Genomic DNA, 17060 nt, shown 5'->3' with positions numbered 1-17060 from the left:
AGGATGATTTTTTCAACAGGTAGAAAATCATCCTTTTCGTCATGCCTGAGACGCAAAATATAAGAAATGACAACGCTCATGAACAGGGTATACGATTTTTATCCCTCCTTAACTTAATGACATTGGGGCGGATATCACCTTTAATTGTATCTTTTAAAATATAGTTTCTATATTTAAAATAATAATCTCAGTTGAAATAGAAAATAACTATTGTTCACCCCCGAAGAAGTCCAACGCCGTAATCGCCCAAGAAGTCATTAATGGCAAGTAGGGGAACGGACAGGATCGGGTCAACCGCCTAAGAGCAGCCGGGTATGATCCCAACACTATCCAGGCACTGGTTAACCAGAAGCTGGGAGCCGTAAAGAAGAGCGTGGATGCGGTTGCCCGAGAGGTCATTGCCGGTAAATGGGGCAATGGCCACGACAAAGCAAATCGACTCAAAAATGCAGGTTATGATGCAGTAGCGGTTCAGAACAAAGTGAATGAAATCCTGAACTAAATTAAAATCCTCGTAGTTCATGAAGTTTAGAGGAAAGAACATCATTCTCCTTAATAAAATCTTGTAAATACTTCTTTGTGATTTCGAATTGCACTCCACCATCTCTATTCTTGCTTTTTGTGGCTAGGGACTGCTCTCCATATTGGTTAGTGATGCGAAAAGAATGAATTATCCTATTTCGTTTTTCTACGATATCACTAAAAAGATTGGTAATTTCCTCTTCGACTTCTGAATTTAAAAAGCAACTCATCTCTTGTTTAATTTTTCCTGATTCCTTATCTATCAAAGAATGCCAGTCTTTTGTTGGGTCAAGTCGGAGGATGTTTTCTATCATAAATCCATTATTCGAATTAAACACGCTAATCGAGATGCCTAAAAGCAAACAATACTCTTCATCTGGAAGAGACTGATGCGTATATTGAATCATATACATATTTGTTTTCTCCAAATTATCAATAAACTACCAAGGCTTCTATCTCCTCTATAGGAATAGAGGGTTTTTTTTATTTTTCATGTCACAAACCTACCTTCCTCACGGCTACCCAGTGAAGGAGGTAATCACCATGGATGAATTCCAAAAAGAACTTCTCAACGTTCTAAACCGAATTGCCAATTCTCTTCAAGCATCGGAACCTGCTCCAGTATCTTCTACTCCACCCGAGCAGCCAAAACTCTCACTCGAAGAAGTCCGCGCAATTCTCGCTGAAAAATCCAGAGCCGGTTTTACTGCACAGATCCAGCAACTGCTAGAAAAGTACGGCGCAAACAGGCTGTCGAAGATCGATCCTGTTCACTACCGGGCTCTTGTCAAAGATGTGGAGGAGCTGAAATGAGTCATTGCATTCTTTCTCCATCCTCATCTCATCGATGGCTTCATTGTACGCCATCGGCAAGGCTCGAAGAAACCTATCCGGATACTTCAGGTCTTGCAGCCAAAGAAGGAACCGCAGCTCATGCTCTGTGTGAGCACGAGCTGAAGGCTGCTCTTGGTATGAAGTCTGATCGACCAGAATCCGACTTCCAGGATGAAGCGATGGAGCGCCATTCCGACGAGTACGTTTCCTGGATTCTGGAAACCATCAAGGATGAGATCAAACCGGTCATCATGATCGAACAGAAACTCGACCTGTCCGCTTACGTCCCAGAAGGCTTTGGAACGGCTGACTGCATTATTGCCAGTGATAACAAACTGCATGTGATCGACTTCAAGTACGGATTGGGTGTGTTGGTCAATGCAGAAAACAACACCCAGATGATGCTGTATGCACTTGGTGCTCTGGAACTGTTCGATGGCATCTTCGATATCGATACCATCGAAATGACAATTTTCCAGCCGCGCAAAGAAAACATCAGCTCCTGGACCATCACACCGGATGAGCTGAAAATCTGGGCTCATGAGGTTCTCAAGCCTAAAGCAGAACTTGCCTTTAACGGCAAAGGCGAACTTTGCAATGGTTCCTGGTGTCAGTTTTGCAAAGCTGCAGCCAAATGCAGAAAACGCGCAGAGGCAGCGCTGGAATTGGCCAAGGATGAATTCAAAGATCCAACAAGCCTTTCTGATGAAGAAATCGAGCAGGTTCTTCCCAAACTGGACGACCTGATCAAATGGGCAGAAGAGATCAAAGACTACGCTCAACAGAAAGCTCTGAAGGGCAAGAAGTGGAGCGGATTCAAGCTTGTCGCTGGCCGCTCCAATCGCAAGTACGTGAGTGAAGCCAAAGTCATCGCTGCTTGTCAGGCAGCCGGATTCACTGACATCTACAAGAAAAGCCTGAGAACCATCACAGATATGGAGAAAGTCATGACCAAACCTGTCTTCCAGGAGATTCTTGGAAACCTGGTCACAAAACCAGTCGGAAAGCCAACTCTGGTTCCTGTCTCAGACAAACGAAAAGAAATCGAATTTACAAAGGAGAAATAGCATGAAAGCAAATACCAAAGTCGTAACGGGAAAAGAAACCCGCCTGTCCTACTTCAACGGATGGAAGCCTGTGTCTATCAATGGTGGAGAAGAAAAGTACTCCACTCAGATTCTGATTCCTAAAAATGATCTGGAAACCCTGTCCGCCATCGAGAAAGCAGTCGATGCCGCTATCGATAACGGTCTGGCCAAATTCGGCGGTAAGAAACCCAACAAGCAGGCCATCAAACTCCCGCTGCGTGATGGTGATATCGAACGAGATGACGAGGTCTATAAAGGCCACTACTTCCTGAACGCGTCCAGTAAGGAAGCACCGCAGATCGTAGATCGTCGCGTACAGCCAATCCTCGACCAGAGCGAAGTCTACTCCGGATGCTATGCCCGTGTTTCTCTGAACTTCTACGCGTTCAGCTCCAATGGCAATAAAGGTGTTGCCTGTGGTCTTGGCAACATTCAGAAGATCAAGGACGGTCCGCGTCTGGGAGGTAGAACAACCGCAAACGATGACTTTGTCAGTGAGGATACTGATGATGACTTCCTCTCGTAGGCTTTTCATCGATCTTGAGACGTCTTCATCTACTGATCTTTCTAAAGCTGGTGTTTACCGCTATGCAGAGAGCGAGGATTTCCAAATCCTCCTCTTTGCCTTTTCCTTTGATGGCGATCCTGTGGATGTGATCGACATGAAGCACTTTGAAGCACTGCCTGATTTTCTAATCGAAGCCATTCTCGATCCGGACGTGATCAAAGTGGCACATAACGCTGCCTTCGAAAGAATCTGTCTGTCCAGGTATTTCCGAAATCTTGGAATGCTCGATGATTACGAGTTTCTTGATCCGGAAGACTGGCAATGCTCCATGGTCCATGCAGCCACGCTTGGGCTTCCGCTATCGTTGGACCAGCTTTCACAGGTGCTGAACCTTGAACGGCCAAAGCTCAAGGAAGGCAGAGCGCTCATCAAGATGTTCTGCAGCGGTCCCATCGAGCAGGAAGATCCAGAGAAATGGCAGCTTTTCAAGGAGTACAACAAGCGGGATGTAGAAGCGGAAATCGAGATCGAACAGCGGTTGATAAAGTTTCCGGTCAGAGCGTCTATATGGACGGAGTACCAGTTAGACCAGCGGATTAACGATTGTGGTGTTCTGGTCGACATCAACCTGGCTACCCATGCTCTGGAAATCAGCGAATCTGCCAAAGAATCGCTGCTCAAACGTCTTCAAAAGATGACCGGATTGGAAAACCCAAACTCACCATCGCAGATGAAGGAGTGGCTTTTGCAGCAGAATCTGCCAACAGATACCCTCAACCAGAAAGGCATGAAGGCTTTGATGGAGAAAGCCTCGGATAAAGTACGAACCGTTCTCGAACTGCGAAACCAGCTGGCCATGGCCTCGGTCAAGAAGTATGAAGCCATGCTCAATTCTGCCTGTTCTGACGGAAGAATTCGCGGAATGTTCCAATTCTATGGAGCGATTCGCACTGGCCGCTATTCTGGCCGTATCGTTCAGCTCCAGAATCTCCCCAGGAACAAAATGCCAGATCTGAAAGAAGCAAGAAGTCTTGTTGCCAATATGAATATACAAGCCTTGGAAATGCTTTATGACGATATTCCCGACACGCTTTCTCAGCTCATCAGAACCGCACTCATCGCTCCGGATGGAAAAGACTTCATCGTCGCAGACTTCTCTGCGATCGAAGCACGAGTTCTCTCATGGTTGGCGGAAGAAGAATGGCGACAGACGGTCTTCAAAGAAAACGGCGATATCTATTGCGAAACGGCTAGCCGAATGTTCAAGGTTCCCGTGGTCAAACACGGTGTGAACGGAGACTTGAGACAGAAGGGCAAGCAAGCGGAATTGGCGTGTATTGCCAAAGGTGAGCTTGTCTTGACAGATAAAGGACTGGTCCCGATTGAAGACGTCCGTTTAGACCATCGTCTGTGGGACGGAGAAAACTGGGTCACGCATGAAGGCGTGATTGAGAAAGGTATCGGTGAGGTGATCAAATATGAAGGACTACGAGCAACAAAAGATCATGTCGTCTGGATCAAGGGGTCGCAGAAGCCAATACAATTTGGAAAAGCTGCCTCCAGCGGCACACATCTCATACAAACCGGAAATGGTAGGCACCCGATTAGGTTGGGTGACAATCATCTCTCCACAAAAGCGCTGGAGCCAGAAGTGGAATCACTGTTATGTCCTAACAAAGTGCAACGGATGCGAAAGTATCCAATGGCAAGATCTCAATCAATTACAAAGAGGAAAGTCAAAAGGATGCCAGGCTTGTTCGCAAAAACGGAAGATCCCAATTTGGCTAGAAAAGCGATTAACCGCAGCCAAAAGCCGATGCGAGAACGAAAGAGACCCAGAATACAGAAATTATGGTGCTCGAGGGATCAAATTTCGTTTTGCATCTGTGATCGAAGCCGGACAGTATCTCATGTCTTTATATCCGCAGCTTTCACGACATCTGGAAATAGATCGAATCGATACAAATGGAAATTACGAGCCGGGAAACATTCGATTTGCTTCTCACGAGCAAAATCAAGCAAACAAGCGCAACACCGTCTTAAGCGAGTTCAAGCAAGAGTACTGGCCTTATTCCCGAAATGTGGTAGTCAGAAGACTCGGCCAAGGATATACCCGAGAACAAATCATCAAACAAGCCGAGGACTCTGTAAAACGAAAATGCAAGGGATGGAAACTGATCTCAGCAAGACTCGACTTTATGACATACGAAATGCCGGACCACATCACCGTTTTACCGTATCGAACAAACTCGTTCACAACTGTGGATACGGTGGCTCAGTAGGAGCGATGAAAGCCATGGGCGCTTTGGACTTTGGAATGAAGGAAGAAGAACTTAAGCCACTGGTTGATTCCTGGCGTCAAGCTAATCCGAAAATCGTCAAGTACTGGTGGGCAGTTGATGCAGCCATCAAGAAAGCACTCAGAACGAAGCAGCCGGTCTTTCTCAAGAACCTGGTTTTCTCATACACATCAGGCATTCTCTTCATCCAGCTTCCGTCAGGAAGATCTTTGGCTTACCCCAAGCCAAGAATCGAGACCAATAAATATGGAACTGAATCGGTGACCTACATGGGCTTGGGTTTGAACAAGAAATGGGAACGGCTGGAAAGCTACGGTCCGAAATTTGTCGAAAACATCACGCAGGCGATCTCACGAGATCTTCTCATGAACGCCATGAGCAATTGCCAGAAATACAAAATCGTCGCCCATGTCCACGATGAAATCATCGTAGAAGCTGATCCCAGCATATCGGTTGAAACGATCTGCCAGAAGATGTGTGAGCTTCCGCCATGGGATAACGGTCTGGTACTCAATGCCGAAGGGTACAGAACTCCCTTCTATTGCAAAGATTAGGAGAACAACATGGTCAGCAAGGAAAACAAGAAAACCATCATCGAAATGCGCAAAGCAAACAAGAGCTACGACTTCATCGCCAGCCAGCTTGGTCTGACAAAATCTGCCGTTCAAAACGTGTGCAGACAGGCAGGTCTTGCCGGAAAGAAAGCCAAGCAGCGGAAACGCTGCAAACACTGTGGAGCCCTTCTTCCCGAGGAAGCTCCGAAAAGAAAGATCTTCTGTTGCCAGAAATGTCGGGAAGACTGGTGGAACAAGCACCAGCATCTCGTCCATAAACGAAACCCGGTTATCACTTATTGCAAGACCTGCGGCAGCCCGATCGAGAATTACAAGAGCTATCAGAAGCAGTATTGCAATTCTCATTGCTTCCATATGGGCAAATTCGGTCGCGACAAAGCCGTAAATTTGAAGTAATCCCTACGTCGAATTTACTGGATAATCGCCCCTTTCAGAGTGATATATAGTCCGACGAAAGGAGATCCACATGATCAAAAAACTGAAACGGGTCGCAGCCTATTGCCGAGTTTCTGTAGAGTCCGAGTTGATGGAGTCCTCCATCACAAACCAGATCGTCCACTTCACCAACAAAATTAATAACAATCCGCTCTGGCAGAACGCAGGTGTGTTTGCCGATTACGGCATCAGCGGTACCACCACCAAGAAGCGACCTCAGTTTAACCGGATGATTGCTTTGGCTCTGCAGGGAAAGATTGACCTGATTCTGGCCAAATCCATCCAGCGATTCGCCAGAAATACCGTCGACCTTCTAGCAACTGTCCGTCAGCTTAAAGAACATAACGTGGAGGTGTTCTTTGAGAAAGAGAATCTCTCCACATTCAGCCATGATGGAGAACTCATGCTATCCATCATGGCTTCTTTTGCCCAGGAGGAAAGCCGCAACATCTCCGATAACATCCGCTGGGCAATCAAGAAGCGCTTTGAACAAGGCATTCCAAACGGACGAAATCCAGTCTTTGGTTACGACTGGAAAGGTGATGATCTGATCGTGAATGAGACCGAAGGCTGGATCGTCACAAAGATGTTTCAGGACTATGCCAACGGCATGCGAGTTCGAGACATTCTTGAATGGATGAATCGGACCGGAGTGAAGACTCGGAAAGGCAATAAATTCCAGGCTGCAATGATCAAAGCCATGCTTGCTAACCCAACCTATATTGGAGTACTGCTGCTTTGCAAAGAATACGTAGGTGACCCGATTCTTCATGATCGGCATAAGAACCAGGGAGAGCTGCCGCAGTACCTGGTCGAAGACCATCACGAACCGCTGGTGGACGAAGAAACCTGGCAGAAAGCCCAGCAGCGAACAGAACAAAACCGACAGCCAGGAAGAAATCGTAAGAAAGTCAATGCCTTTACAGGCAAGCTCAAATGCAAAGACTGTGGACGAAATTTCCAGCGCATCACTCAAAGATATAAAGATCAGATCACCATTTATTGGCAATGCTACTCCAGAAGAAACCACCTGGTAGAGTGCCATTCAATCAATCTCGATGAATTTATCCTCGAAAAAATCGCTGCAAGAACACTTGGAATCAAGAAATTCGATACAGACTTCTTCCGAGAGCAGGTCGAAGTGATCGAAGTCGAACCAGACGGAACCATGGAGTTCCACTTTATAGATGGAAGGAGAAAGACATGCAAGTACGAAAAATCCCAGTAACCAGAACAATGGCTAGAGTTCAGCCAATCATCGCCAGAAAAAACGTTGCTGCCTATGCCAGGGTATCAACCGATCGTGATGAACAGCAGAGCAGCTACGAAACCCAGGTTTCCTATTACGAGAACATGATCCGTGAACGAGCGGATTGGAACTTTGTAAACGTCTATACCGATGAAGGCATCAGCGGAACCAGTACCGCCCACCGTGAAGGATTCAAGCAAATGATCCAGGATGCGCTCGACCACAAGATTGACTTGATTATCACCAAGTCAGTCAGTCGGTTTGCCAGAAACACGGTTGACTCCTTGACGACCATTCGTGAACTCAAAGAGCATAACGTGGAGGTCTATTTCGAAAAAGAGAACATCTGGACCTTTGATGGAAAAGGCGAGCTACTTCTGACCATCATGTCCTCCCTTGCTCAAGAAGAAAGCCGCAGCATTTCTGAAAACGTGAAATGGGGTGTCCGGAAGAAATATGAAGAAGGGACCTACAAGATCCCTTACGGCAATCTGATGGGTTATACCCGAGCCGAGGATGGTGGCGTTAAGATCGTTGAAGAAGAAGCGGAGATTGTCCGGCTGATCTTCCGAATGTTTCTGAACGGAAGTACCTACACAGACATCAAGAACCATCTGGAAAGCCACGGGATCAAGACCAAGTTTGGCAGGGATAAATGGGACCGCAACGTCATTAAACAGATGCTGATGAACGAAAAATACAAAGGCGATCTGGTTCTCCAGAAAGTCTACACACCAGACTTCATCACCAAGAAACAGGTCAAAAATAAGGGCGCCATCCCTTCCTACTACGTAACCAACTCCCATCAGGGAATCATCAGCGCGGAAGACTTCGACAGGGTTCAGAAAATGATCGCCGACCGCAAATACAGATATGGCAAAGAACGGTTAGGCTGCCACACTCCATTTCCCTTCAGCCACCGAGTTCAGTGCGCGACTTGTAAGTCCTGGTACACCCGAAGCGTCGCGACCCGATACACGAAGAAGAAGGTGCCTGGATGGATCTGCTGGAAGAACAAATACGACAGCGATCAACGCTGTCCTTCCCACCGAGTTCCAGAAGCTGTACTGGAACAGGAATTTGTGAACGCGCTCAATGAACTGCTTGAAGACAAACAGAGCATTCTTGATGAATGGACTGATAAGTTCCACGAGACGTACAACACTGAAAAGCTTCAAGCCAAAGCCGACCGCATTCAGGAGCGGATGGAGAAAATCGCAGAGAAAGCTGAGAAGCTGATTGAAGCGAACCCGAGCAACTTCAATGAAGCCTATACAGAGCTTCTGGAAGAATATGAGAAGCTGGAAAAAGACCACGCAAAACTGGCAGCAAAGATCCGAGATATGGAATACGAAGGTGACCGGATGAGGAACTATCTGGATCTCCTACAGAAGCTCGAACACGTGGATGACTTTGATGGCGATCTGGTCAGAGCCATGGTCGACAAGGTGATGGTCTACAAGAACCGAAGCCTTGAGTTCTACTTTGTCGGCAAGCGACGGATCAACCGAAAACCGGAGCAGAAGTGAGAGAACGAAGAAAAGGGCTGACTCCTGAAGAGTGAGGAGCCAGTCCTTTGGTTGTTATTTCATCACTTTATCCATCAGTGACTGGTAGCTGTCAACTACATCGTAAACGACATTCTTTCCAGAAATTGCTTTGAAATGCTCTCTGGCACATTCAATTTTTGATTTCTCAACTTCTCGCAGCTGCAAAGAATTCATGGACCCCTTTGTTTCCGCGACGAAATAAATGTGTTTGACGTTTCCTTCATAGAAAGCAATCGCCCAGTCTGGATTGTATTTTCCAACTGGTGTGGAGATAAAGAATGAATTCGGCAGTTTAACATAAACAGCCACTTCATCACTGGTGTCCAGGTCAGACGCAAACTTCTTCTCATTATCCGAATCGAAAACCAGATGATCAAAAAGATGTTTCTGAGTTTTCATGGCATTCTTGCCAAGCTGACCCTTGATTGTCGCATCCGTGAAGATATCTGTATCGTAAGCTTCATCGAGCAGATCGTAGGTAATGTGCTGGATGATTGCTGTGGCTTTTTGATCATTGATCAAAGACGATGCCTTAATGACGAAATCTTCCGGATTCTCTTTGAACTGATTGAACGTTTCAGGCTTAATTCCCTGAAGGATTCGAATAATCGTTTTTCGAGTCAATCCGGTGTCTTCTACGATTTTACCAACCAGATCATATTTCACGTTCTGGGAAGATGAAGCTGAAATTTTGATATTTCTGGTTTGATCCTTAGCAAATGCTTGACCCGTTGCAAGCTGTTCACGATCCTCAATGTGGTCCATCCTTCCTGTTTCAATTCGAAAGAATACCTTTGCTACCTGCAGGTGTTCATCCAGGGAAGCGATTGATTTTTCGACAAGTTCATCCGAGTCAAAGTTCACTGTATAAATCGTTTTCTGATTAATCTGTTTCCACAGATTCTTAAACTCTGTAGACGCCAGTTTTCTCTTATCAACCTTCAAAGTCACATTATTCGATCGTCCATTTTCTGGAGTCGTTACACGCGGATCATAAATGGAATCGAGAATCTTAACGATAGAGTCCTGACTGTCCTTCAGCTTCTCCGGAACCTGGACTGTTCCATTTTTCTTGTCTGAATAGTATTTGTCTGTAAGAACACCTTCATCATCGATGTAATCATTGCGAATCATGTTGTTGTAAATGATTCGCGCCAGGTCGGGCGTAACAACCTGTTCATCGCCATTCACATCGCGAATGATTTTATTGGCAAAGAGATCTGTGGTAACTTTGCGTGGACGGTCGGAAACATCTTCTGCCATTTCTGACTGAAGTCCTTTGGCAAAAGAGTCATAACTTTCAGAAGCAATTACAGTCAGCAGATTCACATTCTGAACATCATCTCCCAGAACGTTCGCGTCCATTCGTTCTCCATTATCATTAACGCAAAGACGAAGACCACGTCCGACTTCCTGACGCTTTCGGATCTCGCTGCTGCTTTGTTTCAACGTACAGATCTGAAAAACATTCGGGTTGTCCCATCCTTCACGCAGCGCGGAATGGGAAAAAATAAAACGAACAGGTGATTTCTTTGGATCACGATCCAGCAGAAGCTCTTTATTCTTCATGATCAGATCATAGGCTGATGTATCTTCTGACACCCCTTCACGTTTGTTGATCTTTCCATTTGAGAGGTGACCTTTTTTATCGATGGAAAAGTAACCGGAGTGAGTCTGGGAAGCGGTAATGGCATCAAGATATTTGGCATATTCATCCTGATCATCAAGCTGCTCCCGAAGAGCACTGACAGCAATGTCATATTCCTCTTCAAACATATCGGCAAACTTGCCATTCTCCGCTTCACCAACTTTGTTGTAGATTCGGTAATGGTCCACCTCATCGATGAAGAAAAGACTCAGAACCTTGATTCCTTTGTAGAAAAGTTCTTGCTCTCTTTCGAGATGAGTCAGAATGGTTTCGCGAATCTGGATCCTGCGCAGCTGATCTTCATCAATCTTCCCAACAACATCTCCCGCATATAGGGTCAGGCCATTGAGAAACTCAATGTGGTTATCCCGGCCATCAATTCTCTTTACGACAAAACCATCCCGGTATTCTTCCAGCCCGCCAGAATATTCAAAGAGATTATCTCCTTCATTAACGATTCGGCTTTTGGGTTTTGTTCCATTCTTCATCTTTACATCGAATTGAATGGTCGCGGTTGGGTTTTTCTTGGAGACATTCACGCCTTCCAGGTAAACAAAACTGTTTGTTGCTGTTGTTCCTGTTTCAGAGATTCCTTTTACAGCAATTTTCTTTACCAGACGCTGATTATAAGCTTCAATCGCATCCAGCCGATAAATCATGTTGTAAGGATCCTTGTGAGTAGCAGAATAACGAAGAGTCATCAAAGGATTGAATTCTTTAAGCTTCTCTTTCGTTTTCTTCCCCTCAACCGACTGCGGCTCATCAATAATCAGAATTGGATTCGTCTTTGCGATCACATCAATGGGGCGGCGTGAACGAAATTCATCCAATTCCATATAAATGCGTCTGGCATCTTTGCCTGTAGCGTTGAATGCTTGGGCATTGATGATCATGACGTTGATCGAGCTGTCAGAAGCAAAATGATCAATCTCAGAAAGCTGTGAAGAGTTATAGACGAAGAAGCGGATCTTCTTGCCATATTCTTCAGCGAAATGGTCCTGAGTTGTCTGGAAGCTTTTGTAGACACCTTCACGAATTGCGATGCTTGGAACCACAACAATGAACTTGCTCCAGCCATAGGCCTTGTTTAGTTCATACATTGTTTTAATGTAGGTGTATGTTTTACCGACACCTGTTTCCATTTCGATTGACAGGTTATAGCCGTTAGAGCGATCGACTAGTTTATCTGAAGGCTTTATCTGCCCATTTCTCTGGATTTTGTTGATTCTATCCAGGATGATCTTATCGGAAAGAGCTGGGATGATTTTAGCGTTATTCCATCCCATCGAATCATCGTACCCCTCTAAATTCTCGAACAGAGTAAGGTCTCTTTTACCCTGGTCGATCATATAGGAGGGGGTTGAATATGGCTGATCTTTGAAAACATCAACGACTGCCTTAGCAGCATCTGCCTGAAATTTTTGGTGCTTATATTTGATCTTCATAAAAGTCACCTACAGCACTTTGACTTCTGTATCCGGTGAGAGAAGTTTGAAGATTTCTCCAACATTTACTCTAGCGGCATCGTCTCCAAAGCTGCTGTCCCGGAAAACAGCGCGAAGCGGCTGACGTTTAGCGATCTCTCGAACCACTTCTTCAGGAACGTTTTCTGCAAAGCAGGCCACCAAAGCATTTTCATCATAGGTGTGAACAGAGACACCAGTGATCTCTTCTGATTTGTAGGGCTTTGATAACTCCAGACCCCAATCAAGAAGACAACCAAAAAGAAGATCCAGGTCCGTACGATCCTCCTTTATATTGGATTCAGTCATTGAGAGAAAGTATTGCTGGTAGTCGTTTGGAGAGTAGTAAATATCTTTCATGTTCGAACTAGCCAGCTCAAAGACACGAAAACCAGGAACAATTTCGCCAAGTAGAGTATTATCTTTATAAATCTTACCTGTGGCCTTCTTGATTCGATCGATTCCTATATCGCAAATCGTTCGATAACCCGCCTCATAGGCTTTGCTTTTGGAATCTACTGTTTCTGGTATCTGAACCAAGATATACTGGATTGTCTTGCCACTTTCACGATTTATTTCCATCACTGCCTGAGCAAGAGAGGCTGAACCAGAAAAGAAATCTAATACAATCGAATCTTCTTTCAGGTTTGCAAGCGTCATCAACCGTTTCAAGAGTCTGACTGGTTTTGGGCCATCGAAGTATCCACCACCCAATAATGCAGATGTTTCTTTCGCACCTTCCTGACTGTGACCGACATCTTTGTAAAACATAATTGAAGTGGGAGCCATTCCATCAAATTTCAACTCAGAAAGAAATCGTTTCATACTGGGAACGGAATCTCCTTTGGCTCCAAACCAGATGCGGTTATCCTGGAGTCTCTCCAAAAATTTATTTTTGGAGAGACTCCAGCAGCGTCCTGCTGGAGGCTCTACCACCCTGCCGGAAGGCAGGGTGATTGGATAGTCAGATTCAGCATTATAGGTTTTTACCGACAGATCACTTGGTTTCCACGGTCCTCTAGGGTCGTTATCTGGATTCGCATAACGTGCATTGGCTTCTTCCGTTCGCGGAAGACGTCCTATTTTAAAATTATCCAGATTTTTTGAGTACATAAGAATGTAGTCATGACTATTCGAAATGTACTTTGCATCATTTTTCGGAGCATAAGCTCTTTCCCAGATAAGCTGAGCGACAAAATTCTGTTCACCGAAAACTTCATCACAAATCTTCCTTAAATTTTCCTGCTCATTATCGTCAATGCTGATAAAAATCACACCATCTTCAGTCAGAAGATTTCTAGACAAGATCAGTCTCGGGTATATCATTGAACACCAGTCTGAATGAAACCGACCGTTGGTCTCCAAATTTCGGATCAGTCGGTCTCTATCCTCTGAGACAGCTTCTATCTTTTCCTCAAACTGTATTTTTGAAGATTCAAATGTATCTCTGTAGAGAAAATCGTGTCCCGTATTATAGGGAGGATCAATATAGATCATCTTGATTCGATTTAAGTAACTTTCCTGGAGAAGTTTGAGAACATCCAGATTGTCCCCTTCAATGTATAGGTTTTTAGCATGTTCCCAATCCACTCCTTCTTCAGGTAGAGGTCGCAACGTTTTTCGAATCGGGGAATGAGCCTGCGCTAATGCTTTCTTCTTTCCTGGCCAGGTAAAAGTATATGTCTCGTTTCCTTCAGCAATACTTCCTGAGAGCAATTCTTTCAGTATTTCAAAATCTATAGATTTTCGGGTTTTTCCTTCGTTATCAAAGGATTCAGTTATGGCTTCTGGAAAAAGATCGCCAATCTTTTTAACATTTGATTCAAATAAATCGGCAGTCTCCATTTTCATCTTTTCCATATTCAAATTTACGCAATTCTGATTTCAGATGCTTCAACTCATCATTGAGTTTCACCTTTTTATTGAACTGCTTTTCCTTTCTCATCTTTGCCTGCAGTTTCTCGATCTTTTTCTCCAGGTATTTTATTTCATTTGTCCGATCGACAGATTCTTCTAGGCTTTCTTCTTCATTGCCTAACAGTGAATCGCCAGCAATCTCCCTTACCAGACTTTCATAAATCTGGTTCATATTTATGCCTTTGAGTTCAACGCTGAAAGAGTCTTCAGGCATCCAATCCGTATGGTAGTAGGCAGCTACCTTGTAGGCCGTCTCTTCTTTGTTTTTTGCTTCCTTGAATGCTGTCCAGATTTGGATCTGCTTTTCATGATGGAGAACAAAAACAATGTGATAGGGAATTCCCTGGTCGATCAGTTTCAGGACTTTTTCATCGAGATCCTTAGAGGCTAACTGAACCTCAAAAACTTCGATTTCATTCACTTTCTCGCCAGCAGCAATATTGGCAGTGGATGGAGCGATCTTATTTCTCCAGATAATGTTTTTGATCTGGTCGACAAAGACCCGCTTAGTCTCAGGAGTAACCTCAAGCTGCTCGTAGAATTTCTTCTTTGGAATTCGTTTATTGAATTCTGTTGTTTTTGGCAGGCCGAGCATTAGTCATCCTCCTTTTTCACAACCAGAAAGCAGACCAGTTCAAAATCATCGAGACCGCTTACATCTGAAAGAAGGGCGGAAGTGCCTCCTGCAGAGAAAAGGCTGTCCAGGTCGCTTTCTTCTTTCAGGTCAATTATGGATGAGATTGATTCATTCAGCATCATCGAGATATCCGACATGTCTTTTCCATCGTCTGTTTCTTTATTGACTTTCTGACAGAGCGATACAATTGGTTCACTTTTGTTTCTGCAAAGAAGTCTCACGCGATCCAGCAGGCTTTTAGGATTCAGATAATCACAGACCACTTCTCCATCTTCACCCATATAGACCATGTAGTAGGGATGGATTCGGTTGCGGTTGTCGATATTCACATTGTTGTTGACGTTTCGAAGGATGAAGATCACGCCCTCTGGATTGTCTTTACTGGCTGCGACAACGGCGCGAAGTCCGTAAGGCTTGTTTTCCAGACTCGGATGAGTCTTAACATATTCGAGAAGATCCATTCGAAACTCATTTAACCCAAGGTCCATAATCGAAACGCCGCTGGACATGTCTTCAATGTCCACAACTTCTTCCTGGAGTTTTTTAAGCTGCTGTTTCCGATACTCCAGGTCACCTTTTTCTTCTTCGTTGATCAGATCATCATCCCCTGTGGATGTCATGATGGAGATCTTCATCCGCGTTTCAACTCTGGATTTCAGGTTGATATAGTCATCCAATTCCATATCTGGCCAGAAGTTTACAAGCTGGATAAACTCATTCCTGCTTCCAATGCGGTCAACACGGCCAAATCTCTGAACGATGCGCACCGGATTCCAGTGAATGTCATAGTTCACCAGATAGTCACAGTCCTGAAGATTCTGACCTTCAGAGATACAGTCGGTGGCGATCAGAACGTCAATCTCATCCGTTGATCCTGGCATCAGTACATCTCTGTCTTTTGAAATTGGTGAGAAGCAAGTCAGAATATTATTCAGTTCTGGCTTCAGTCCTTTGATGGTTGACTTTCCTTCAACAGAGCCAGTGACCATTGCTGTATTCAGACCGTATTTTCTCTTCAATACAGGGGCGAGCTGTTCGTAAAGGTATTCTGCAGTATCTGCAAATGCCGAGAAGATGAGCAGCTTCTTGTTTCCCGGATTGATTGGATGGCTGATTTTTTCTTCCACTAGATGCTCGAGTGTCTGCAGCTTGAGATCATATTCAGGGGTAATATCCTGAACCATGGAAATGAGCAGTTCCAGGGTATCCCGATCCTGCTGCAGTTCTTCGCGCCAGGATTTGTAATCCATATCCCGCAGATCAATATCGACTTTTCCGCCTATGGTAAATATGTCCTCATTGGTATCGTCGATATCAAAGTCATAAGTGTCGCCTGTTTCAGCTTCTTTTACGCTGCCAATACCTGCTGCCTCAAATCGGTTGACTTTCTCGATGCTGGTATTGATCGTTTGGAGAATCTTGTTCACAGTCAGATAAAAAGAGTGAACAGAGCTTTCCAGCCGCTTCAGAAGGTTAATGCTCATCAGTCTCTGAACTCCGCGCTCCCGACCAATCTGGGTCAGGTTATTGCCACCGCCGCCTGAGAGCTCTGCGTACTTATGGAGCTTGCTGGGGAAAATGAAGTTTGATGGAGTATAGACCGTCAAAAGCAGCTGGTTCAGAGTTTCATAAATTTCCGAATAGTTGATGGCGTTCTTCTTTTTCGTCAGACTGGGCCGCAGGGAAACTGGCTTCAACCGTGTTGGGAATTTGCCAATCGCTTCTGTGTTGTAATACTTTTCAATATGCTTTCTGGATCTTGCAATGGTCACGCTGTCCAGAAGCTCAAAGAAATCAAAATCAAGCATTCCCAGCAGCGTGTCGGTTGTTCGGGACTGAGGTGAAAGTTCGCTCCAGGTTTTGAACGCTTTTTGTGCCTGTGAAAAAATCTCGTCGATTGTCTTGATTGTATTCAACTTTTCATCCAGCTGTTCCGATTCGCCTTCATAAGCAATGGCAAGCTGGTTCTTCAGATCGGTAAATCTGTTATTGACAGGAGTCGCGCTCAGCATCAGCACTTTGGTTCTGACACCGGCTTTGATCACTTTGTCCATCAACATCTGATAGCGATTCTCATGGGTATTGGCATGAGTTCCAATGCCGTTTCTGAAATTGTGTGATTCATCAATCACGACCAGATCGTAGTTGCCCCAGTTGAGCCGGCCAAGATCCAGACCGTTGGACAGGCCTTTTTTTCTGCTTAAATCCCAATGTCATTAAGTTAAGGAGGGATAAAAATCGTATACCCTGTTCATGAGCGTTGTTATTTCTTATATTTTGCGTCTCAGGCATGACGAAAAGGATGATTTTCTACCTGTTGAAAAAATCATCCTG

13 protein-coding genes are annotated in these 17060 nt (G+C 44.9%); 8 read left to right on the top strand and 5 right to left on the bottom strand.

The genetic code is table 11. The features are described from left to right. The first annotated feature begins 373 nt into the window (after nucleotides 1–373). Nucleotides 374–502, top strand: coding sequence for a hypothetical protein (locus Afil_RS11240; RefSeq protein ID WP_242744409.1), 129 nt, complete (start codon nucleotides 374–376; stop codon nucleotides 500–502). A 1-nt stretch (nucleotide 503) separates the two neighbouring features. Here Afil_RS11240 and Afil_RS09140 read toward each other — a convergent pair whose 3' ends face one another. Further along, nucleotides 504–935, bottom strand: coding sequence for a selenium binding protein (locus Afil_RS09140; protein WP_230228600.1), 432 nt, complete (start codon nucleotides 933–935; stop codon nucleotides 504–506). A gap of 130 nt (nucleotides 936–1065) precedes the next feature. Between Afil_RS09140 and Afil_RS09135 the strand changes: the two genes are divergently transcribed. The 7 genes from Afil_RS09135 to Afil_RS09105 all read left to right on the top strand — a co-directional run bounded on the left by Afil_RS09135 (nucleotide 1066) and on the right by Afil_RS09105 (nucleotide 9040). Next, nucleotides 1066–1335 (top strand): DNA ligase, encoded by a 270-nt coding sequence (locus Afil_RS09135; protein WP_230268253.1) that lies wholly within the window; start codon nucleotides 1066–1068, stop codon nucleotides 1333–1335. Continuing rightward, nucleotides 1332–2423, top strand: coding sequence for a DUF2800 domain-containing protein (locus tag Afil_RS09130; protein ID WP_230268252.1), 1092 nt, complete (start codon nucleotides 1332–1334; stop codon nucleotides 2421–2423). Before Afil_RS09135 ends, Afil_RS09130 begins: the two co-directional genes overlap by 4 nt. A gap of 1 nt (nucleotide 2424) precedes the next feature. After that, nucleotides 2425–2970, top strand: coding sequence for a DUF2815 family protein (locus Afil_RS09125; protein WP_230268251.1), 546 nt, complete (start codon nucleotides 2425–2427; stop codon nucleotides 2968–2970). Further along, a complete protein-coding gene (locus tag Afil_RS09120; protein WP_230268250.1) occupies nucleotides 2951–5806 on the top strand; it encodes a DNA polymerase in 2856 nt (951 codons plus the stop codon). Before Afil_RS09125 ends, Afil_RS09120 begins: the two co-directional genes overlap by 20 nt. 9 nt (nucleotides 5807–5815) lie before the next feature. Continuing rightward, entirely contained in the window at nucleotides 5816–6223 is a 408-nt protein-coding gene (locus tag Afil_RS09115) for a hypothetical protein (protein ID WP_230268249.1), read from the top strand. A 70-nt stretch (nucleotides 6224–6293) separates the two neighbouring features. Beyond that, nucleotides 6294–7490 (top strand): recombinase family protein, encoded by a 1197-nt coding sequence (locus Afil_RS09110; RefSeq protein ID WP_230268248.1) that lies wholly within the window; start codon nucleotides 6294–6296, stop codon nucleotides 7488–7490. After that, on the top strand, nucleotides 7466–9040 hold the full coding sequence (locus Afil_RS09105) for a recombinase family protein (RefSeq protein ID WP_230268247.1): 1575 nt from the start codon (nucleotides 7466–7468) through the stop codon (nucleotides 9038–9040). Before Afil_RS09110 ends, Afil_RS09105 begins: the two co-directional genes overlap by 25 nt. 54 nt (nucleotides 9041–9094) lie before the next feature. Here Afil_RS09105 and Afil_RS09100 read toward each other — a convergent pair whose 3' ends face one another. Genes Afil_RS09100 through Afil_RS11405 form a run of 4 tightly spaced genes read right to left on the bottom strand, consistent with a single transcriptional unit; the run spans nucleotide 9095 to nucleotide 16858 of the window. Continuing rightward, nucleotides 9095–12154, bottom strand: coding sequence for a type III restriction-modification system endonuclease (locus Afil_RS09100; protein ID WP_230268246.1), 3060 nt, complete (start codon nucleotides 12152–12154; stop codon nucleotides 9095–9097). Between the two features lie 9 nt (nucleotides 12155–12163). After that, entirely contained in the window at nucleotides 12164–14032 is a 1869-nt protein-coding gene (locus Afil_RS09095) for a site-specific DNA-methyltransferase (protein ID WP_230268245.1), read from the bottom strand. Continuing rightward, nucleotides 13995–14684, bottom strand: a complete 690-nt coding sequence (locus Afil_RS09090; protein WP_230268244.1) for a DUF4391 domain-containing protein — start codon at nucleotides 14682–14684, stop codon at nucleotides 13995–13997. Before Afil_RS09090 ends, Afil_RS09095 begins: the two co-directional genes overlap by 38 nt. Further along, complete coding sequence (locus Afil_RS11405) at nucleotides 14684–16858, bottom strand: DEAD/DEAH box helicase (protein WP_230268243.1); 2175 nt, start codon at nucleotides 16856–16858, stop codon at nucleotides 14684–14686. The genes Afil_RS09090 and Afil_RS11405 overlap by 1 nt, the downstream gene beginning before the upstream one ends. Nucleotides 16859–17060 lie beyond the last annotated feature (202 nt).

The organism is Allobaculum fili (genome assembly GCF_020969955.1).
GTDB lineage: Bacteria > Bacillota_I > Bacilli_A > Erysipelotrichales > Erysipelotrichaceae > Allobaculum > Allobaculum fili.
The sequence above is the reverse complement of the archived record's forward strand: the minus strand, read 5'-3'. Positions and strand labels throughout refer to the sequence as shown.